This is a genomic window from Microbispora rosea (genome assembly GCF_900156315.1).
Taxonomy (GTDB): Bacteria; Actinomycetota; Actinomycetes; order Streptosporangiales; family Streptosporangiaceae; genus Microbispora; species Microbispora rosea.
In genome coordinates this window covers 129,411-148,913 of the sequence record NZ_FTNI01000009.1, presented here as the reverse complement: position 1 = coordinate 148,913, position 19,503 = coordinate 129,411, and the positions used below count along the sequence as shown (strand labels likewise).

At 69.1% G+C, this 19,503-nt stretch carries 16 protein-coding genes; 3 read left to right on the top strand and 13 right to left on the bottom strand.

The window, feature by feature from the left end; genetic code table 11:
- Positions 1 to 298 precede the first annotated feature (298 nt).
- Positions 299 to 1,363 (bottom strand): ferritin-like domain-containing protein, encoded by a 1,065-nt coding sequence (locus tag BXA11_RS15315; RefSeq protein ID WP_204053975.1) that lies wholly within the window; start codon positions 1,361 to 1,363, stop codon positions 299 to 301.
- Between the two features lie 252 nt (positions 1,364 to 1,615).
- Here BXA11_RS15315 and BXA11_RS15310 point away from each other — a divergent pair, with 252 nt between their 5' ends.
- Complete coding sequence (locus BXA11_RS15310; protein WP_239105238.1) at positions 1,616 to 2,896, top strand: cytochrome P450; 1,281 nt, start codon at positions 1,616 to 1,618, stop codon at positions 2,894 to 2,896.
- A gap of 56 nt (positions 2,897 to 2,952) precedes the next feature.
- Here the strand turns inward: BXA11_RS15310 and BXA11_RS15305 are convergent, their stop codons facing one another.
- The 4 genes from BXA11_RS15305 to BXA11_RS15290 form a co-directional block, all read right to left on the bottom strand.
- Positions 2,953 to 3,183: a hypothetical protein gene (locus BXA11_RS15305; protein WP_076435067.1), complete on the bottom strand. Its 231-nt coding sequence runs from the start codon at positions 3,181 to 3,183 to the stop codon at positions 2,953 to 2,955.
- Between the two features lie 216 nt (positions 3,184 to 3,399).
- A complete protein-coding gene (locus BXA11_RS15300; RefSeq protein ID WP_076435066.1) occupies positions 3,400 to 4,155 on the bottom strand; it encodes an SDR family oxidoreductase in 756 nt (251 codons plus the stop codon).
- 128 nt (positions 4,156 to 4,283) lie between these two features.
- Complete coding sequence (locus BXA11_RS15295) at positions 4,284 to 5,507, bottom strand: low temperature requirement protein A (protein WP_204053976.1); 1,224 nt, start codon at positions 5,505 to 5,507, stop codon at positions 4,284 to 4,286.
- A 123-nt stretch (positions 5,508 to 5,630) separates the two neighbouring features.
- Positions 5,631 to 6,365, bottom strand: coding sequence for an SDR family oxidoreductase (locus BXA11_RS15290; protein WP_076435064.1), 735 nt, complete (start codon positions 6,363 to 6,365; stop codon positions 5,631 to 5,633).
- 817 nt (positions 6,366 to 7,182) lie between these two features.
- Here BXA11_RS15290 and BXA11_RS15285 point away from each other — a divergent pair.
- Positions 7,183 to 9,411, top strand: a complete 2,229-nt coding sequence (locus BXA11_RS15285; protein ID WP_076435063.1) for an alpha/beta hydrolase — start codon at positions 7,183 to 7,185, stop codon at positions 9,409 to 9,411.
- 793 nt (positions 9,412 to 10,204) lie between these two features.
- Here BXA11_RS15285 and BXA11_RS15280 read toward each other — a convergent pair.
- The 6 genes from BXA11_RS15280 to BXA11_RS15250 form a co-directional block, all read right to left on the bottom strand.
- Positions 10,205 to 11,401: an LLM class flavin-dependent oxidoreductase gene (locus BXA11_RS15280; RefSeq protein WP_076435062.1), complete on the bottom strand. Its 1,197-nt coding sequence runs from the start codon at positions 11,399 to 11,401 to the stop codon at positions 10,205 to 10,207.
- Positions 11,402 to 11,436: 35 nt separating this feature from the next.
- Complete coding sequence (locus tag BXA11_RS15275; RefSeq protein WP_083744253.1) at positions 11,437 to 12,120, bottom strand: class II aldolase/adducin family protein; 684 nt, start codon at positions 12,118 to 12,120, stop codon at positions 11,437 to 11,439.
- Positions 12,121 to 12,164: 44 nt separating this feature from the next.
- On the bottom strand, positions 12,165 to 13,040 hold the full coding sequence (locus BXA11_RS15270) for an ABC transporter permease (protein ID WP_076435061.1): 876 nt from the start codon (positions 13,038 to 13,040) through the stop codon (positions 12,165 to 12,167).
- Positions 13,037 to 13,879, bottom strand: a complete 843-nt coding sequence (locus BXA11_RS15265) for an ABC transporter ATP-binding protein (protein ID WP_076435060.1) — start codon at positions 13,877 to 13,879, stop codon at positions 13,037 to 13,039. Before BXA11_RS15265 ends, BXA11_RS15270 begins: the two co-directional genes overlap by 4 nt.
- Positions 13,880 to 13,906: 27 nt before the next feature.
- Positions 13,907 to 14,995 carry an ABC transporter substrate-binding protein gene (locus BXA11_RS15260; RefSeq protein WP_159454782.1) on the bottom strand — a complete coding sequence of 363 codons (1,089 nt, stop codon included), beginning with the start codon at positions 14,993 to 14,995 and terminating at the stop codon, positions 13,907 to 13,909.
- Between the two features lie 117 nt (positions 14,996 to 15,112).
- Positions 15,113 to 16,147: an ABC transporter substrate-binding protein gene (locus tag BXA11_RS15250; protein WP_076435057.1), complete on the bottom strand. Its 1,035-nt coding sequence runs from the start codon at positions 16,145 to 16,147 to the stop codon at positions 15,113 to 15,115.
- Between the two features lie 419 nt (positions 16,148 to 16,566).
- Here BXA11_RS15250 and BXA11_RS15245 point away from each other — a divergent pair, with 419 nt between their 5' ends.
- A complete protein-coding gene (locus tag BXA11_RS15245; RefSeq protein WP_143734286.1) occupies positions 16,567 to 17,064 on the top strand; it encodes a hypothetical protein in 498 nt (165 codons plus the stop codon).
- Here the strand turns inward: BXA11_RS15245 and BXA11_RS15240 are convergent.
- Positions 17,030 to 18,100: a hypothetical protein gene (locus BXA11_RS15240; RefSeq protein WP_143734285.1), complete on the bottom strand. Its 1,071-nt coding sequence runs from the start codon at positions 18,098 to 18,100 to the stop codon at positions 17,030 to 17,032. The two genes, BXA11_RS15245 and BXA11_RS15240, sit on opposite strands and share 35 nt — an antisense overlap.
- A 418-nt stretch (positions 18,101 to 18,518) precedes the next feature.
- The gene (locus tag BXA11_RS15235) at positions 18,519 to 19,178 is read right to left on the bottom strand and encodes a class I SAM-dependent methyltransferase (protein WP_083744251.1); all 660 of its coding nucleotides are present in this window, start codon (positions 19,176 to 19,178) and stop codon (positions 18,519 to 18,521) included.
- Positions 19,179 to 19,503 lie beyond the last annotated feature (325 nt).

Here is a 19,503-nt window from a genome sequence, read left to right as displayed (position 1 = left end):
GGTGAGAACGAGGCGCGGTGAGAACGAGAAGGCGGGAACCGGCACCGGTTCCCGCCTTCGGCCTCCGCACGCCCGGCTCGCCGTTCCCGCGCATGCGCCACCGACGTGCGCCCGGGGCATCGACGCGCGGCCGGGGCATCGACGCGCGGCCGGGGCATCGACGCGCGGCCGGGGCATCGACGCGCGGCCGGCGCGCGTGGGTGCTCGTGAGCGCACGCACCGCCGGTTCGGCATCAGGGGCGTGACGAGCCGAAGAGCGCGCTCGCCGAGCTCGGCTCCCAACCGCGGCAGGCGTTCGTCAGCGCGACTCGGGCGGCACGTACTCGAAGGTGGGGCCGGCCGTGGTGCCGTCCGCGTCGGGCATCAGCAACAGGGCTTCGGCCTGGGCCTTGACCGCGTACATCGTGCCGACGGCGGCCCCCAGCATCTTCGGCTCGCCGTCGAAGGCCTGCTCCAGCTGGTTCAGCAGCGTGCAGTAGGTGCGGTTGAACTCGTCCTGCGCGGTGCGGATCGCGCTGCCCGGCGCGTGATCGGACAGCCGCGGATTGGGCCGCATCGGGCGCACGGCGGACGGGTTGACCGAGACCGGCTCACCGGTGGGCCCGGACTGCGGGGTGTCGCCGCGCCGGTAGCGCCGTCCGAGTTGGAGTTCCCTGAAGCGGTAGTAGTGGGCGACCTCGTCCCGGTCGGGGTGGAAGACGTCCTGGTCACCGTCCCAGACCTCGCCCCGGGCCGTACCCTCGCCCTGCTCGACGATCTCCTTCAGCGCCCCCAGCGCCGACTCCAGGTCCTCCACCGCGAACACCCACCCCGCGGTGTGCCGGAAATGGCTGCCGCTCACCTGGCGCGCGGGGTCGCCGCAGAAGACCTCCCGCTCGCCGAGCCGCTCGCACAGGTGGCGCAGGCCCTGTTCGATCGCGTCGTAGAACTGCCCGATCGTCTCGTAGCCGTCGCCTTCCGCCGGGGCGCCGGGCGGGGCCGGCCGTTCCAGGCGCAGGAACATCTCCAGGGCCTCCGGGCCGAACGGGAGCAACGACAGCTCCAGGTCGCTGTGGGGCAGCCGCCGGGGGTACGGCGGCAACATCTCCGGGATGTCGAGGCGCGGCCGGCCGCCGACGGCGTTGAGCAGGTTCGCGGCCAGAGCCAGGTGCAGCATCTCCTCGGCGAAGACGCTGCCCACCACCTCCACGGCCTCCGGGTTGTGCTCCGGATCGAGGGAGTACAGCGCGCACAGGTATGGCGGCAACGTCGCGTGTTCCAGTTCGACCGCCCATTGAAGGTGCTCACGCAGGCTGTCGAGGGTGTCGATCGGCGCCGGCCCGGCCGCGGCGACCGTTCCCTGCGGTTCCAGATCCTTCGTCAAAGTCCTACCTCTCCGGCGACAGTGTTCGTGTCCATGACCGCCCGGCGGCCTGGGTCTGCGGCGCTCGCCGCACCCCGTGGTGCCGACCGGTCGCAGGCTAAGACCGGACAGCCGCCGGACTTGTGACAGCCGCCGTGAACGTCTTCGCGGTTCACGAGCTCCTCCTTCGAATTCGTCCGTTGACGGATGGTGTGGCATTTCGTACGTTCCGCGTAGGCCGCACCCCGGGCGACCCGGACGGAAGGGGTTGCAGTGACCGCCGAGCTGGATCCGAACGGGACCGAGCCGACCATTGGGCCCACCATCGGGCCCACTCTTGAGCCCGGCATCGGGCCGGGTATCGGGCCGGAAATCGTGCCGGGGCCACTGGGCACGCCACCACCGGAGTTCGCCCGCAGACGCGAGTGCGGGCCGCTGGAGCCGGCGACCATGCCCAGTGGCGACCGCGTCCCGATGGCCGTGCGGTACGAGGACGTCCGGGCCCTGCTGGCCTCGCCCGCATCCAGCCGCAACCTGCGCATCCCCGGACTGCCGCGGTTCGTGAGCGGCGTCGGCATCGACGACGACCCGGACGCGCTGATCAACCAGGATCCGCCGGAGCACACGCGCTACCGCCGGATCATGCAGGGCACCTTCACCCCGCGCCAGATCGAACCGTGGCGTCCTCGAATCGCGGCGACCGCCCGAGAGCTCCTCGACGGCCTGGGCGACCGCTTCGAGCTGGTCCAGGAGTACGCGCTGCGGCTGCCGGCCCACGTCATCTGCGAGATGCTCGGCGTGCCGATCGACCACTACGAGCGGTTCGTCCAGTGGACGGACATGTTCCTCACCACCTCCACGGCCACCGAGCAGGCGCGTTACGAGGGCTACGGCGACTTCATGGCCTACGCCGCCGAACTGGTCGCCCAGCATCGCCTCTCGCCGGGCGAGGACCTCATCGACCTGCTCATCCAGGCCAGGGACGCCGACGACCGGCTGTCGGAGGGCGAGCTCGTCAACACGGTCTTCTCACTGATCACGGCCGGGTACGAGACGACCGCCTCGATGATCGCCCGTGGCGTGTTCCGGTTGCTCCTCCACCCAGGCCAGTGGGACGAGCTGGTCGCGGACCCGAGCCTGACGGCCACCGCCGTCGAGGAGGTCCTGCGTTTCGACGGGCCGCCCGCCAGCGCCTTCATGCGCCGCATCACCGAGGACATCGACCTGCCCAGCGGCCCGCTGAGCGCGGGGACGGTCGTCATGCCCAACCTGAACGCGGCCAACCACGACCCGCAGGCGTTTCCCGAGCCCGGCCGGTTCGACATCCACCGTTTCACCCACCACCCTCCCAACCCGCATGTGGCATTCGGTTACGGCGCGCACCGCTGCCTGGCCGCCAGCCTCGCCAGGGTCGAGCTCACCGAGGCCGTCAGAGCCCTGGTCACCCGCCGGCCCGCTCTCCGCCTCACCGGCGCGCCCGAGTCGGTGACGTGGACCGACGGCCTGGTCCTCCGGCCGGTCGCCCTGCACGTCACCTCTGCGGCGGACGCCTGACGAGCCGGGGCGGGCCCGCCTTGACGGGTCAGGCATGACCTGGTTCGGGGCCGTTTCTAGGCGGCGGGGTCGCTGGGCCGGAGGTCGTCTTCGAGCACCTCGACCGCGGCGAGCAGACCGCGCAGGCCGATCTCCTCGCGTTCGGCGTCTGCCGGGTCGAACAGCCAGTCGGTGACCTGCAGGCCGGCGGCGTCCTCAGGACGGCTGGACTCGACCTGAATCACCTCCGCCTCGACCTCGATTTCGAGCTCGTGCAGGAATTCGTTCTCGTCGCTCGGTGCGGCCATCGTTCCTCTCTCCGTGTCGTGGACGGACGGCTCGCCGGGGCGGGACGCGATGACCGCGGGGACCCGTGCGGCTCGGCTGGGGCAAGCGGCGCCGGCGGGACAGTGGCCCCGGCGGGACAGTGGCCCCGGTGGGACAGCGGCGCCGGTGGGACAGCGGCGCGGCCGGTGACGGCGGTCATCGCGTGCGCGCCCTCGGGCATGAACGGCCTCGTCGGCCTACTTGCCGGTGGCGGAGCGGCCGAGCCAGTCGCGGTAGCCGATGGTGCCGAGGCTGGCGTCGCCGATCGGGACCAGCGACCGCTCGGTGAGCTCGCTGCCGAAGTAACGCGCGTGCGGGTCGGTGACCACCTCGCGCGGGTCGCCCCAGGCGGTCAGCGCCTGCTGGAAGAACTCGTCCATCCAGAACTGCTCGGGCCCGGCGATCTCGACCCTGCCGTTCAGCGGCGATCCCAGGGCGGTCCGGCGAACCGCCTCGGCGACGTCGTCGCCCGCGATGGGCTGGAAGAGCACATGCGCCATGTGCACCTTGCCGTCCACCGTGGCGTCGTCCGCGATGCCGCGGTCGAACTCGAAGAACTGGGTCGAGTGCACGAGCGAGAACGGGATCCCCGACTTCTCGATGAGCTGCTCCTGGGCGATCTTCGCCGCGAAGTAGCCGTTGTCCGGCATCCTCTCGGTTCCCACGATCGACACCGCGACGTGGTGACCCACGCCCGCGTCCGCCTCGGCCGCGAGCAGGTTGCCCGTGGAGGTCTCGAAGAACTTCAGCACCGCGGTCCGCTCGAACGACGGCGAGTTCGACACGTCGACCACCACCTGCGCACCCACCAGCACCTCGGCGAGCCCCTCGCCGGTCAGGGTGTTGACGCCGGTGTTCGGCGAGGCCGCCACCGCCTCGTGGCCCTGCTCGCCCAGCTTCTTCACCAGCTTCGACCCGATCAGGCCGGTGCCGCCGATAACGACGATCTTCATCGCGCTCTCTTTCTGTCCGCCGGGCCGCCTCGTTGCCACCCGGTCGCCAGCTAAGACCGGACAGCCCCCGAGGTTGTGACAGCAGCCGCAAAGTTCACGTCAACTCGTCACCGGTCACGTGAGAGGGGTCATGACGACGTGCTCGCCGTACGGGACCCGGCGGCCGCCGACCAGATCGTGGCCGCGACCAGCAGAACGCAGACCGCCGCGATCGCCGCGACCGTGCCGGCGACGCCGATCCAGGGCGTCGCGAGCGGCAGCGACAGGACGATGACGACGCACGCCAGAACCGCGGCGGGGACCATGACGGGCTTTGCGACGACAAGCACGTGCACCGCCCACAGCAGGGCGAGACAGACCCCCACCGGTACGGCGACCGCGTAGCCGAGCGCCGGCGACGACGCCGCGACGTCGTGCCCGTTCCGCTCCACCGCCACCTCGAGCCCGGCGCCGAGGGCGGCCAGAGCCGCGAAAATCCCATAGTGGCCGTATCCCCACAGGTAGGACCGATTACGGCGGTCGCTGAGACCGTCTCCGGCGGGCCCGAGGAAATACAGCCACCACAGAGCGAACAGCAGGATGAGACCGGCGATCGCGATCACGACGAAGGAGCCGCCGACCGCGTCCGCCTCGAGTGCTCTTCCGACCCCTCTGCTCGCGGCCAGCACGCTCTCACCGAGCAGGATGATCGTGAACAGGCCGTAGCGCTCGGCGATGTGGTGCGGATGCCAGTGGGTGGCCCTGGCCCGCTCCGCCCACCACGGCACCGCGAGCTCCAGGGCGGCCAGGCAGACGAAGAACGGCAGGCCGAAGGACGAGGGCAGGACTCCGGTCTCCACGAGGACGAGCCGCGACAGCCAGCCCATCTGCAGGAGGGCGATGCCACCGGCGTAGCGGAACGCGGTGCGGCGCCTCGCCGGGTCTTCGAGACCGGCCCGCAGCCACTGGGCGACGAGCCCGATTCTCATCACGAGGTAGCCCAGCGTGATGACTCCATACTCGGAGCGGCTCGCCGCGGCGGGCACGCCGGCGGCGAGCACCAGCACGCCGGCCATCTGCACCATGGTCAGCAGCCGGTAGGCGACGTCGTCGGTGTCGTAGGACGAGGCGAACCAGGTGAAGTTCATCCACGCCCACCAGATCGCGAAGAACACCTGAAGGAACGGCACCAGCCCCGCCAGGCTGTGACCGTCGGCGATGTCGTGCGCGAACTGGGCGGTGACGGCCGCGACGGCGACGACGAAGGTGAGATCGAACAGCAGCTCAAGCTGACTCGAGACGCGGTGCGGCTCATCGATGGCGCGGGCGCTCATCCGTACCCGGATCCGGATCGTGGTGCCTGCTGGTGGCAAGGTCCTGCTCCTGTCGCTGCGCAACGTACGGTCGCCTCGAAGACAGGGCAGAGTATCCGATCTGTGACAACGCGGGGCCGAGACCGTGCGCGGTAGAAGAGCACGCGGCAGGGCGTCGGCGGGTCAGCGTGCGAGCCACTCCCGATAGGTGGTCGTGGCGATGACGGCTCCGTCCTTGGCGACGAGGGCGGAGCCCGGGGCGGCGGCGTACAAGCCGGCGCTGTCGTCGGTGACGACGGTGCGGCGGTCGCCACGGGCGGCGAGGGTGATCCTGCCCAGTTCGTCGAGCGCGAAGACCTCGGGGCCCGCGATGTCCAGCGTGCCTCGCAGCGGGACTCCCACGCTGACGTCGGCCACGGCCCGGGCGACGTCCTCGGCGGCCATGGGCTGCATGAGGGTGGCCGGCAGCCGGACGGTGTGCTCGTCGGAGGTCCAGGACAGCACCGTGTCGATGAACTCGAAGAACTGGGTGGAACGCACGATCGAGTACGGCACCGGGCCTGCCTTGAGCAGGTCCTCCTGCAGCACCTTCGCCCGGTAGTAGACCGAGCCGGGCACCAGGTCGGCGCCCACGATCGACAGGATGACCGCGTGGCCGACGCCGGCCGCCTCGGCGCCGGTCAGCAGGGTGTCCATCGTCTTGCGGAAGAAGGCGGGCGAGGCGTCGTCGAAGCTCTGTGGCTTCGTCAGGTTGACGACGACGTCGGCGCCGGTCAGCGCCTCGGGCACGCCCTGGCCGGTGAGCAGGTCCACACCGGTGGACCTCGAGTGCGGCACCGCCTCGTGTCCACGCGCGTTCAGAATCTCGACCACCCGGGATCCGATGAGGCCGGTTCCCCCGATGACAGCGATCTTCATGTCCTGGCCTTCCTGGTGCTCGGACACGACGATACGTGCCGGCGGGCCGGGTCGAGCCGGGGCCCTCGGGCACGCGGGTGATGGAACGGCCTCGCTCGTCGTCGGCATTGCCGACGCTCGACGGAGGGTCTGAGAAAGGGCGTGAGACACCCGCGCGCAATCGTTTGACGATTGCGCCGCCCTTTCCCGCCCGAGCCTTCGGGACGTACGGCAGGCGTGTCGAGAGGTATCGCAAGTTGCTTGCGTTAACAATCGATGTCGCTTACGTTGAAGATCGGCAACGGAGCCGATATCGAGTGCGATTCCACGGGTGGCGTGGCCGTCAAGGCCGACGGTGGCGAGCCCGCGGCGCACGTGTACCGACGTTCCGGGTCGGGTGACCCACAGCTTCCAGTCCTGATTCGGCTGAGGTGCTCAAGGGTGTGATGGAGGACGTTGACGCAGTCCGGCTCCGTCCTGATCGTCCGCGCCGACAGTGATTTCAATGGGGCGTACCCCGAGGGCTGGGAGCGGCGGCATCGGACCAGTGACTCGGATGCGAGGTCCCGCGCATACCGACGTCGCCGACGCGACCGATCAGTGAAAGGGCTACGCCGACTGCCGCTTCCGGCCTGCTCGGTGATCCGCGGCTTCCTCGCACCGTCGAGACCACGACGAGAACCCTGACACGCGCCGACGGCCGCACCCAGCGGTTCAGACGAACAGGGCGAACGTGCGACGGACGGAGGTGCAGGCACAGAACCAACCGCGCATCCACCGACGATCCAGGTCGGCCAGTTCGGGGCCTGTCCACTGCCGACGATGAAGGAGTTTCGGTATGACGTTATGGAATGACGGCAGCGTGCGCCCCACGGGCGTGCGCCGGCTTTCGGCGGCGATCACCGCCGGAGTCATGGCGATGGCGGCGGTGTCGCTCGCGCCGCCGCTGCCGGCGGCAGCGGACACCCCGTGGCTGAACGTGTCCGAGGACGGCTACGCGTCGTTCAATGTCCCTGACGCCTACGTCCAGGCCAACGCGGGCCAGGTGTCACAGGTGGTCATCGAGGGCAACTTCGGTCCCTCCTTCGCCTGGGCGGAGTACGGTCTGACCCGCCGGGGCGACGTCTGGTCGGGGGCCCTCGGTCCGCTCAAGCCGGGCCTGTACTACTACCAGGTCACCGGTGACGACACCAAGAGCTTCAAGGATCCGACGAACGCCGCCGGCGTGGGCTCCAAGCCTCTCTGGAGCACCTTCTTGGTTCAGGGTGATTCGGCGCGCCTGCTGGCGGACGCGCCTCAGGGGCAGGGCGGCAAGGTCGAGACCCTGACCTATGAGGTGAGGAAGAAGGAGCGGTCGGCGCTGGTCTGGACGCCGCCGGGCTACCAGGCCAAGGGACCCGGTCCCAAGGGACCCGGACCTCAGGGGCCGAAGGGTCCGGGGCCCAAGGGGTATCCGGTGCTGTACTTGCAGTCCGGCGCGGACAGGAGCGCCGGCGACTGGCTCGACCTCGGCCGGGCCAAGCAGATCCTCGACAATCTGTCGATCCAGGGCTCGGTGGAGGCGGTGGTGGTCGTGATCAGCGATGGTGACGGGCCGGGCGGCGACAAGGATCTGAAGGATCTGCGCAGGGCGGTCGGGGACAGGTACGACGTCCTGCGGGACCCGGCGCATCAGGCGATCGCGGGGGTGGGCGAGGGCGGGACGCAGGCGCTGCGTGCCGCGTTGACCAGCCCGGGTCAGTTCGCCTACGCCGGCTCGTTCTCCGGTCTTTTGGAGGACGGCGTCGGCCGGGTGGACGCCAAGGCGATCAACCGTGAGGTGAAGCTGGCGCGTCTGTACACCGGGAACGTGACCGACCCGGCCTACAACGCGACCAACCGCCTGACCAAGGCGCTGGACCGCGCCGGCGTCAGGTATGAGTTCGACGGCGTCAACCCTGACGGCGGGGCGAACTGGAACGCCTGGCAGGAGAATCTGATCGATTTCCTGCCCAGGCTGTTCCGCACCGTGTCGGATCACGGTCCGAGCGCCGGTCACGGGCCGTTGAAGGGCGAGTTCCACCCGCCGGCGGCCGGCACGACCCCGACGCCGTTCGTGGCGGAGGACGGCTTCGTCACCTTCGAGACCACGACCGACTTCAAGGACGCGCAGCACGTAACCGTGTGGGCCAACGTGGCTCCCGGCGGAAGCTGGCTGCGCCTTCCGATGTCCCGTGAGGGCGACCGGTGGCGGACGACCGTGGGTCCGCTGGACCCGTGGTTCTACTACTACCGGCTGATCGTGGATCGGGTCTCGGTCAAGGACGCGTCGAACCCGACGAAGGTGACCTCCGAACCGGCCTGGAGCACCTTCCTCGTTCCCGGTGAGAGGTCGCGTCTGCTCTCGGATGTTCCCGCCGGTCAGGGCGGAAAGGTCGAGAGCCTGACCTACCGCAGCAACGTGGCGAACCAGGACAGGACCGCGCTGGTGTGGACCCCGCCCGGTTACGATGCGACCCGCGCGGAGCCGTACCCCGTCTTCTATCTCCAGCACGGCAGCGGTCAGAGCTACACCGACTGGGTGGAGATGGGCCGCGCCAAGCAGATCCTCGACCACGAGTTCCTGGACGGCGACCTGGTGCCGATGGTGGTCGTGATGGGCAACGGCAACGTGCCCGACTTCAACAAGGAGTTGCTGGAGAACATCGTTCCCGCGGCTCGCTCCCACTACAACGTCTCCAGCGACCCGTCGCAGCAGGCCCTCGCCGGCCTCTCGATGGGCGGTGTGCAGACGCTGGGGGTGCTCAAGGCGCACCCTGGTGAGTTCGCCTATGTCGCGGCGTTCTCGGCCTGGTTCGGTGACGGCGCCGGCGTCGACGTGGCGGCGATCAACAGCGGGACCAAGCTGTTGCGCCTGTACGTCGGCGACCAGACCGACTTCGTCCAGCCATTGTTCATGGGGTCCCTCACCACCCTGAACAACCTCGGCATCCACTACGAGTTCGACGGGATCACCCCCGGACCGCACGGCTGGGACGTGTGGCAGAAGAACCTCATCGACCTGGCGCCCCGTCTGTTCAAGCGCTAGAAGGTCTCGTACGAGGCGACCACCATCGGCCGTACGCATAAGGATCGGCACGAAGGACGGGGCGCGGGGTTGTGCCACCCGTGCCCCGTCCCGGCCGATCGCGAAGTCCGCGAGCAAGCACGAAAGATCGCGAACGTCGCCACCGACCGGCTTGAGGCATTGAAGGCTCAGAATTCATAGGACTGGGAACCGGGCCAGTCCAAGGGGCTTATGTCACTCCGGGATTCCCGGCGCTTTCCGGGGCCACTGCATCTGGTGGCGGCGGCTTGACGCTGGCGAAGGACCTGTGTGATCGTGAGATTTGCGCTGACATCTGCTTTGCGCCGGTGAGACGAGTCCTCCACCGACACATTACAGATTTCAGCGACAAGTGCCGTTTCCTGATAGGCGGTCCTGTCGTGCCTGCGTTTCTTGCTGCGCTGATTACTGCTGTTCCCTGGCTGACCTGCGCATTCGTGTGCTGCCTCGTCTTGACATACGTCGCGGCTGTTCTGATGGCCCTGCTCCATTCCGACCCGCGGCGAAGGGCTGACGCAAGAGCAGTCCTGGACCGTCACGCGTTCACTGTGCTCCGGCGGCATAAACCGTAGGATCCACGGCGATCGCCGCTCGCTTCGCCCGCGGTGAACCTACGGGGCCGCCGAGCTCAGGAGTGGGTGGACGAGCGTCCGGATCCCTACCCGGCGATGGGTGGGCGTCGCTCCCGTCGCGGCTGACGGGGGCGGCCGGGCCCCGGCCGGTGACCTCGCCGGAGCACGGCCGTGGCCCGGCGAGGTCACCGTGTCGCGCGGGGTCAGCCGGCGGCGACGAGCGAGGAGGCCCCGGCCGGCGACGGCACGGCGGCCCGCGGCCGGGTGTAGCCGGCAGGCCGCAGCGGGCCGGGGTCGTCGTGCGTCACCGGCAGCAGCGGCATCACCTGCTCGCCGAACCGGTATGTCTCCTCCAGCAGCGGATTGCCCGAGACGATGAACGAGTCGATCCCCAGGGCGTGATACTCGCGGATGCGCGCGGCGACCGACTCGGGGCTGCCGACCAGCGCGATGCCGGGACCTCCGCGGATCAGGCCGAAGCCCGACCAGACGTTCGGGTAGACCTCGAGCTCCTGGGCGAAGCGCGGCTTGACGCCCTTGTGGAAGGCGAGCTGCCGCGCCTGCCCCACGGACTCCTGCTTCGCCGAATCGGCCTGCACCCGCGCGACGACGCTGTCGTCGACGTGGTCGAGCATGTCCTGCGCCGCCGCCCAGGCCTGCTCGTCGGTGTCCCGGACGATCAGGTTCAGCCGGATCCCGAAACGGATCGAGCGGCCGTGCCTCGCGGCCCGGGCGCGTACGTCCGCGATCAGCTCCGCGGTCTCGGCGGGCGGCTCGCCCCACGTGAGGTAGTTGTCGATGTGCTTGGCCGCCACGTCGCGGGCGATCGGTGAGGCGCCGCCGAACCACAACGGCGGGTACGGATCCTGCAGCGACAGGAACGCGGCCTCCGCCCCCCGCACCTTGAGGTGCTTGCCGTCGAAGTCGACGCGTTCCCCGCGCATCAGCGCCCGGTAGACGGTGAGGAACTCGTCGGTGTGCGCGTACCGCTCCTCGTGCTTGAGGTGCACGCCGGCGGCCTCGAGCCCGATGTGCCCGCTCACGATGTTCAGGATTACCCGGCCGCCGGAGTTCTGGTCGAGCGTCGTCGCGAGCTTCACCAGCGACGTCGGCGTGTACACCGAGGGGTGCACCGCGATCACGAACTTCATCCGGCGGGTGGTGGGCACCAGCGAGGCCGCCGTGATCCAGGGATCCATGCCGCCGGTCGGCTGGGTGGCGAGCAGCGCGCCGTAGAAGCCGTTGACGTCGATCGACTTCGCCCATGCCTGGACGTACTCGAAGTCGACCGGCCGCTTCCATCTCGGGTCCCACGGATACCTGCCGTCGTTGGCGATCAGGTACCAGAGGATTTCCAGCCTGCGCTCCGGGAGCGGAGGGAGAAGGTCGGTCTCGGTCATCGGCGCGCTCCGTGGGTCGTACATGGTCGTCGTTCTCAGGGGGCGATCGGCTTCGATCCGCCCAGGGCGGCGGCGTGGATCTCCAGGGTGGCCGTCTCCTCGATCGTGGCGACGAGGCGGGCGGTGCTCATCGGGCTGTCGTCGAAGGCGAGCAGCCCGTGGTTGGCCAGCAGGACGGCCTTGGTGTCGGGGTGCTCGGCGAGCAGGCCGGCGATGGACGCGCCGAGGTCGCCGTTGTTGCGCGCGCGGTACGGCGCGCAGGGGATGTCGCGGGTCTGCCCGCGGTTGACCAGCGGCTCGTAGTTGGCCGGGATCGGCCGATGGGCCAGGGCGAACGCGGTCGCGTGCGTCGAGTGCGTGTGGATGACGGCGTTCACCTCCGGACGGGTGTAGGCGAGGATGTGCATCTGGAGCACCTGCCGCACCCCGGGGCCGAGCTTGCCCGCGACCAGGTCGCCGTCCAGGGTGATCACTCCGAAGTCCTGCTCGCCGATGTCGGCGGGCAGCCCCTTCGCGTTGATCAGCAGGTGGCCGGGGGAGTCCGGCAGCCGGACGCTCGCGTTCGCCGAGTACGGATTCTGCAGCGCGCCCAGTTGGTGCAGCACGCGCACCGCCTGGACGAGCTCGGCACGTACGGCCGCGTCGGCCGGGGTCAGCGCAGGCTCACCGGCCTTCAGCCACTCGCCCTCGCGGACGGGGGCGGTCAGGGTTGAGGTCATGGTCTTCCTTCGTGTCGCGGGTCGGGCACGTTTTATGACGGGGGTCAGTCGTGGGTGCGGGTCGCGCCGAAGTGCCAGTGCAGGACCCGTCGTTCGATGAACAGGAACGCGGAATTGAGGGCGTAGCCGAGCATCGCGATGGTGACCGCGCCGACGATGAGGTCGGTCACCTGGAAACTCTGCTGCTGGATCATCAGGAGGTGCCCGAGGCCGTCGTTGCCGGCGATCATGCCGACGACGACCGAGATCACCAGTGAGGCGGCGAGCGCCGAGCGGAGCCCCACGAAGATCGAGGGGGCGGCGGCCGGGATCACGATCTCGGCCATCGTCTGCCGCCAGGTCAGCCCGAAGGTACGCGCGGTGTCCATCATCGTGCGGTGCGTAGAGCCCGCGCCCGAGTAGGCGTTGAGCAGGATGTGGAAGAACGCCGCCAGCGCGACCACGCTGATCTTCATAGCGTCGTCGATGCCGAGGTAGAGGATCAGCAGGGGGATGACCGCCGAGATCGGCATCGGCCGCAGCAGTTCGAGCGGGGGTTCGAGCAGCACGTAGACGAGCCGTACGCGGGCCATGAGTACCCCGATCACCACGGCCAGCACGGCGGCGACGCCGTAGCCGATCAGCATCGTGCGCAGGGTCTGCAGGGTCGCCGTCAGGAGCGGCCCGCCGAGGATCTGGTCCCACCACTGGACGGCGACGTCGGTCACGGTGGCGTACCTGGGCGAGGGGTTCGCCGTGGCGTATCGCTGCCAAGCGACCAGGGCCGCGGCGAACACGAGCCAGCCGAAGGCCCTGCTGCGCAGCGCGCGCAGGAACCAGGGGCGGCGCTTCGGCGCCCCCGCCGTGCCGGGGATCGCATCGGGGGTCGCGGGGAGCGGCATGGCGCCGGCGGTCCTCGTCACTGTGGGGTTGGTGGTCATTCGCCGGAGTCCTCTCCGTCCAGGACCAGGTGCAGCAGTTCACGCCGGTGGTGCAGGAACTCCGGCGACTCCCGCGTGGTCAGCTGGCCGCGCGGGCGGGGCAGACCGGTCCGTACGTCGGCCAGCACCCCGCGCCCTTCGGGATGCAGCACCACGACCCGGTCGGCCAGGTAGACCGCCTCGTCGATGTCGTGGGTCACGAACACCACGGTCAGCCCCTCCTCGGCCCAGGCATGCAGGAGGACGTCCTGCAGCTTGGCGCGGCTCAGGGCGTCCACGCCGCTGAACGCCTCGTCCATGAACAGCAGTTGTGGTCGCGCGGCCAGCGCGCGGGCGATGGCCGCACGCTGCTGCATGCCGCCGGACAGCTCCCACGGGTACCGGTCGGCCGCGTGGCCGAGGCCCACCAGGCCGAGGTAGTGCGCCACCAGCTCGTCGTGACCGCCTTCGGCCGGTTCGTACGCGTGCCGCAGCCCGAACCGGACGTTGCCCGCCACCGTCTTCCACGGCAGCAGGGACTGGGCGTAGTCCTGGAAGACGCAGCGCGCCTGGCGCGGCGGCCCGTCGATCGGTTGCCCGGCCACCCGGATCTGTCCCGCAGTGGCGGGGAGGAGGCCGCTGAGCAGCCGCAGCAGCGTGGACTTGCCGCATCCGGACCGCCCGACGAGGGCGACGAACTCCCCGGCGCCGATGTCCAGGGACAGCCCGCGCAGGGCGGTCACCTCCCGTCGGCGGGTGCGGTAGGTCTTCGCGACGTCGTCCGCCGTCAGCAGGGTCGCGGCGCTTCCGGTCGCGCTGTGCTCGGTCCCGGCCGCGGTGGGCGCGGCTGATGTCGCCATCGAGGCTCCCGGCGTTCGTGAGGATGATCAGGGGTTGGCGGCCGTGGCGGTGGGCCACAGATAGGGCGTGAGGTCGAAGGGCTTCTTCAGCGCGCCGAACCGCGCGCCCGTCTCGATCCACGCGTTCTCGGCGGCCACGTCGAACGGGCCGCTCAGCTCGCCGCTGGTCGCCGCCGACGCCTTGTCCAGCGCGCCGGGATACTTGGCCTCCAGCTTCGTGACGTCCGCGCCGCCGTACTTCACCAGCAGCGAGTTCTGCTCCTGTGGGGTGGACGACTGGAACGCGGTCACGCCCTGCCGCACGGCCCGGACGAAGCGCTGGACCAGGTCCGGGTGCGCCTCGGCGAAGGTGTGCAGCGCGCCGTAGCCGGACGTCGCCGCGCCCTCGGGCACGCCGGAGTCGAAGGTGCCGGCGACCGTGAGGCCGTACTGCGCCTCCCACGCGGTGACGTACGCGCCGCTGGTGGCCGCGGCGTCGAGCGTGCCCTGCGCCACCAGGCCACCGGAGGTGGTGCGGTCCTGCACGGTGGTGTACTTCGGGCCGTTCGGGTCGAGGCCCTGGTCCGCGAGCCACTTCTTGATCTGTACGGTGGTCAGCGCCTGCGCCGGCACCCCGAGCTTCTTGCCCGCGAGGTCCTTCGCCGAGGTGATGCCGCTGCCCGGCTTCGTCACGATGACGTTGACCGGCTGCCCGGGCTTCAACGCGTTGGCCGGGTTGATGATCGTCAGCTTGAAGCCCTGCTCGATCGCGGCCGCCCAGGCGAAGATGTCGGCCCACGCGATGTCGATGGAGCCGCCCTCGGTGGCCGCGACGAGCGCGGGGCCCCCGCTGAGCGTCACGAGCTCGACCTTGATCCGCTGCTTGTCGAAGAACCCCTTCTCGATCGCGGAGTAGACACCCGGGGGCGAGCCGGCGATGACGCCCACGCGGACGGTGTCCACGCTCTGCGCGGCCGACCCGGTCTCCGACGACGCCGCCGACGTGCCGCAGGAGGCCACCAACAACAGCGTGCCGACGGCGGCGACCGCCGTCAGGAACGACGGACGGCGGACGCGTGCACGACCGGCGGGCCGGGCCGAGGACCCACGGCCGCCGGAGGGGGATGTGCTGATCAACTCATGGCCTTTCGAGATGGCAAGGGGGGCCGGCGGGCACCGCGCGGCTCACCGCCGCTACCGGCCCGGACGGGCGTGGTGAAGAAGGACGACGCGGGGATGACGGGCGGCCGGGAGTCAGTGCCGCGCGGCCAGCCGCTCGTACGCGAGCCGCAGCGGCTCGGGGTCGATCCAGGAATCGAGGTCGAAGTCGGCGCTCAGGAAGCCGTAGCGCAGCAGGAACGCCTTCTGGATCCGCAGCAGGTCCACCCGCTCCTCGTCCAGCGTGGGGTGGAGCGTGCGGTGGAATCCCTCCCGGTAGGCGAGGAGCACGCCCTCCGCGCCCGATCCGGTCTCGGCCGCCAGCACCTCGCGTACGCCGTCCAGGTCGCCCGCCGCCCAGTCGGCCGCGCGCAGCGTCTCGACCAGGAACTCGACCACCAGCTCGGGGTGCGACTGCAGCAGGTCCTCGTGCACGGTGATCGGCCGCGGGGTTCCGTTGTTGACCCTGGACCGCCGCCACGGCACCGCGTCCAGGTCGATGCCGACCACCAGATCGCGAACGCGGGCGGCTTCCAGCGCCGCGGCGCCCTTGGCGTAGACCGCGTCGACCCGTCCGGCCGCCAGCTCGTCCAGCTCCCGGAACCGTGGCGCGGCGCGCTCGGCGCGGACGCGGCCCGGAGGCACGACCGGGTCGAGCGGCACCTCGACGAACTCCACGTCGTCGAGCGTCAGCCCGGCGAGTCCGAGCGCACCCTTGAATCCGTGCAGGGCCATGGCACGCGCGTGGCTGGTGTCCCTCGTGGCGGCCCATCCGGGGACGGCGATCCGCGCACCCCGCAGGGCGGCCGGCGAGGTGATCGGAGAGTCGGGGCGGACCACGATCGACTGTCCCTCGTCGATCCAGGTGAGCCCGACCAGGCGGGTCCTGACGCCCTCGGCCCGTGCCGCGATGGCGGGCACGTTGCCCCCTTCGCGGATCAGGCCGACGAGGTCGTGGTCGTAGTGGTGCCGGGCGATCTCCAGCGGCGCGTCCTGGAGGATTCCGATCTCGACGCCCAGGTCCGCGTACCGCGTGGCCAGCCGGCCGAGCGCGTAGGCGAGCCCACTGGCCGTCGGGACGGGACAACGGGTGAACCAGAGGGTGTCCACGGACTCGGCCGTCGCGGGCATGCTCCGCCCCTTTCCGCACCGTCTCCAGCGAGATGGCGCGTATTCCTAGTAACTCTGTAGGAATAGTAGGAGACGTATACGAATGGGGGCAAGGTCCTGTGATGCGCGTCACGAGTCAGGGGTGGCGGCCGCGAACGCCTTGACGTACCGGGACCAGGGCTCAGGCAGGGCGGCGAGCCGGGCGGTGCCGGCCCGGCCCCGGGCATGCGGAGGACGATCCAGCTCAGGAGAGAAGAAGGATGGGAAGAGGAGCGCGTCCTGAGGGAATGGTTTCCTCGACGAGGTGACGATTGGGCAACGCCCTGTACATCACCTCGGAGCGGTGGGCAGGGTGGTGCCTCATGACAACCCGACCCGCTACCCCTGCGAAGAGCGTGCCACTGGGCGTACTTACCGCGCTGGGATGGCAGGACTGCCACGTGGTCACGGTACGTGCGCTCAGCACATGGCGAGTAGTTGTGTGTGAGCTGAACGAGGCCGAGCACACCCTGCGGCAGGAAATCGGGTTGGTGCCCGCGGCAGACACCCTGCTGCTGCACTGCCGGGCGCATGTCGACCCGTCGTTCCTCACGCGGCCGTCACCAGTGCGTATCCGCGGAGCCATCGCCGCGAGGGCCTCATGGCGGTCGGTGATGACGAACTTGGCCGAGTTCGCCGCCTTCGGTGCCCGCGTGGGTGTCCTGCCGGCGAAAGTCGCGCGTCGGGATGCGGTGCAAGTCGAGGCCATGTACTACGGCTTCGGCTTGGTGACCGCCGAAGAGCCCTACGAGATGATCCAGGCGCCTGACACCTTCGTCGGCGCCGGGCTCGGTCCCGGACGCACCTGGGTCCACCGCCTCGTCGAAGAAATCGTCTATGACGCCATACTGTCGCAGCAGACCGTCAGTGCCGGGACCTGGGCAGCCAGGCATTCATGAAATCGGGCGGCTTCCATGTGAGGCGGTACTCGTCTTTCATCCACCAGTAGCAGCCCAGCGCATCTCTGATCGCCCGTTCCCATGAGTCCGGGCCGGTGATTTGCTGGTGAAGTTCCTCCAGAATGCTGATGTTGTGGATGGCCAGGCTCAGCTCAGCGCAGGTGGCGAACCGGTCCATGGTGCGGTTACCGCATTCGGCGCACCAGCAGCGCCACAAATTTTCATCCAGATCCTCATGGCCCCGGGCAAGCGCCCAGCCTTCGGCGATGCGTCCAGCGTTCATGAACGTCATCAATCGCGGGACGATCGCATGTCTCGCCGGCACTGGTGGGGGAGGAGGACCTTTCTTGTTGGCGGGATACAGATGCCGCAATGCGGATGTAACTCCGACCGCAGCCCAAGCAGCACCGTAGGCGATCGCCCCTAATCCGGAGATGTCCGTACACAGGAGGCTGATCGGTACCTGTGCCTGGTCTAGTAGCTGTTTCAGCCCGCTGACCGCCTTCTGCGTGCCGAGCGGGTCGGTGGCGTGCTCCAAGACGAGCGCCACTGGCACCTGGTGCTGATTCACCTCGCCGGTCAACAACTTCACGCCGGGCTCCGCAAGCCAGGAGATGTGAAGCGGGAGGACAGCACACACATTGTCTCCGGCCATAGTCGTCTGCTCCAGGATCGCGACCAAGGCCGCTCGATCGCCTTCTCCCACGTACCCGGAATCGGTGAGCACAATTGCCGTATCCAGGGCACGTTGGCTCTCGATCCAGGCAGGATCAAACCTCGCCGTTCCCCGCGGTCGGTTGCGCCCTGCGTAACGACGACGATCGACCAGGATCGGGCAGGTCGGCTTTCGAGTTATCCCGGCTGCGGCGATCAGTGCACCGGCTCCGCTTACTACAATCCCAGCGTTGTCGTCGTGGCCTACCGACGAAAAGACTTCTGCCTTATCGGCTGGGACTTGTGCGAGCAGGCGGCTGGTTGAACCCCACTCATTGCGGTTACGATCCTCAGACCATTGGCTTGCGTCGGTGGTGTCCACTGCGATCTGACCCCTCCGTCCCTCGCCTCAGAAGGAGCATCTCGATCCTTTTCGACATTCACCGCACGTCCGCCGACAGTCAAGACAGATTTGAATTCCCTATCCGTGACAGATAAGGGCCTGATCGGCTCTTCTTCGAAGCAGCCCGCGATGTTCCCGGAGTACGCGGTAGGAATCAGAGCTTGTGAACGTGTGCCCTGCTCCCTCCATGAGGGCCGGGGCGCTGGCATGTGAGCGTGTACTGGCGCCGGGAGGATAAAGCGCTACTACGAGAAGCTCGACGTCCCCGGTGTCGATGACGGCCGCGCGTAGATGACGGCGTGACCAGGCGGCAACTGGCGTTCTTGGGGCGGGTCTCATACCGCAGAGTCCCGGAAGCGGTGCACGACCCCACCCGCGCCAGCGACTGACTGATCGTTCAGGCCCGGACGGCTCTGACCGCCAGGACTGAGGGAATGGAGTTTTCGAGCGGCTCGGTCACCCGGTCGATGTTCAGTCCCGCGTCGATGAACGCGTTGATCAGGTCGGGCAGTGGCACGTGGCTCATGCCCACCCGGTCGCGGACTCCGCCCTCGCGCCACCATGGCGACCGTTTGTGCCACCCGTTCAGGCGGTATGTGGGGTGGATGATCATCGCTCCATCCGGGCGCGGCTCGATGTGAGGGCCGTTGAAGCACGGGTGCACGCCGTAGAACAGCAGCGTCCCACCTGGCAGCAGTACCCGCGCGACTTCCTTCACCAGGCCGGCGAAGTCGTCCATGTCGGTGGAGACCCACAGCGCGGTTACCGTGGCGAAGGTGCCCGGGGCGAACGGGAGCATCGTGGCGTCAGCGTGCAGGAGTGGGGCGTGATCCCTGTTGCGGGCTCGGCGTAGCTGGTCGGCCGAGCGGTCCAACCCGATGACGGTGCGGCCGGTGGAGCGGATGGCCTGGAGGTAAAGGCCGGTACCGCAACCGATGTCCAGGCACAGACCGTTCCCAGGTCCGAGAAGATCGACGATCCAGGGGATGTTGGTGCCGGCGCTGGGCCCGATGTAGTCGTCGTACCATTCGGCCTGGCCGTCATATCGGGCGGTCATGATTCATTCATACACGGGGATCCGCTGCTTCGCGTGGCCTTGGGGTTCCTGAACGGGAGCACACCTATGGGGTGAAGAGCGATACGCTCGACGACTCGGGCTGGAGCATTGCGGCGGATCTCGTCGGCGTCGATATTGAGGGCCATTTTTCGGCTGGGTCATTGCTGCGTCATCCAGGGCGGCGTGTGCTTCGGGTGGCGTGGGAACATGGTGAGCTCCTCCGCGTAGGCCCATTGGGGAATCTGGAAGTCGTCCCGAATGGGAACTCCCTGTCGAAGGTCTGCATCGATGCCGTGTACGCCCTCCTGCGGCGGCTGTATTCAAG

Bases quoted from the DNA above. Each gene is read 5' to 3' on its own strand.
- BXA11_RS15305 (WP_076435067.1), bottom strand. From the start codon at position 3,183: ATGGCCGCACCGAGCGACGAGAACGAATTCCTGCACGAGCTCGAAATC.
- BXA11_RS15300 (WP_076435066.1), bottom strand. From the start codon at position 4,155: ATGAAGATCGTCGTTATCGGCGGCACCGGCCTGATCGGGTCGAAGCTG.
- BXA11_RS15290 (WP_076435064.1), bottom strand. From the start codon at position 6,365: ATGAAGATCGCTGTCATCGGGGGAACCGGCCTCATCGGATCCCGGGTG.
- BXA11_RS15285 (WP_076435063.1), top strand. From the start codon at position 7,183: ATGACGTTATGGAATGACGGCAGCGTGCGCCCCACGGGCGTGCGCCGG.
- BXA11_RS15280 (WP_076435062.1), bottom strand. From the start codon at position 11,401: ATGACCGAGACCGACCTTCTCCCTCCGCTCCCGGAGCGCAGGCTGGAA.
- BXA11_RS15275 (WP_083744253.1), bottom strand. From the start codon at position 12,120: ATGACCTCAACCCTGACCGCCCCCGTCCGCGAGGGCGAGTGGCTGAAG.
- BXA11_RS15270 (WP_076435061.1), bottom strand. From the start codon at position 13,040: ATGACCACCAACCCCACAGTGACGAGGACCGCCGGCGCCATGCCGCTC.
- BXA11_RS15265 (WP_076435060.1), bottom strand. From the start codon at position 13,879: ATGGCGACATCAGCCGCGCCCACCGCGGCCGGGACCGAGCACAGCGCG.
- BXA11_RS15250 (WP_076435057.1), bottom strand. From the start codon at position 16,147: ATGCCCGCGACGGCCGAGTCCGTGGACACCCTCTGGTTCACCCGTTGT.
- BXA11_RS15235 (WP_083744251.1), bottom strand. From the start codon at position 19,178: ATGACCGCCCGATATGACGGCCAGGCCGAATGGTACGACGACTACATC.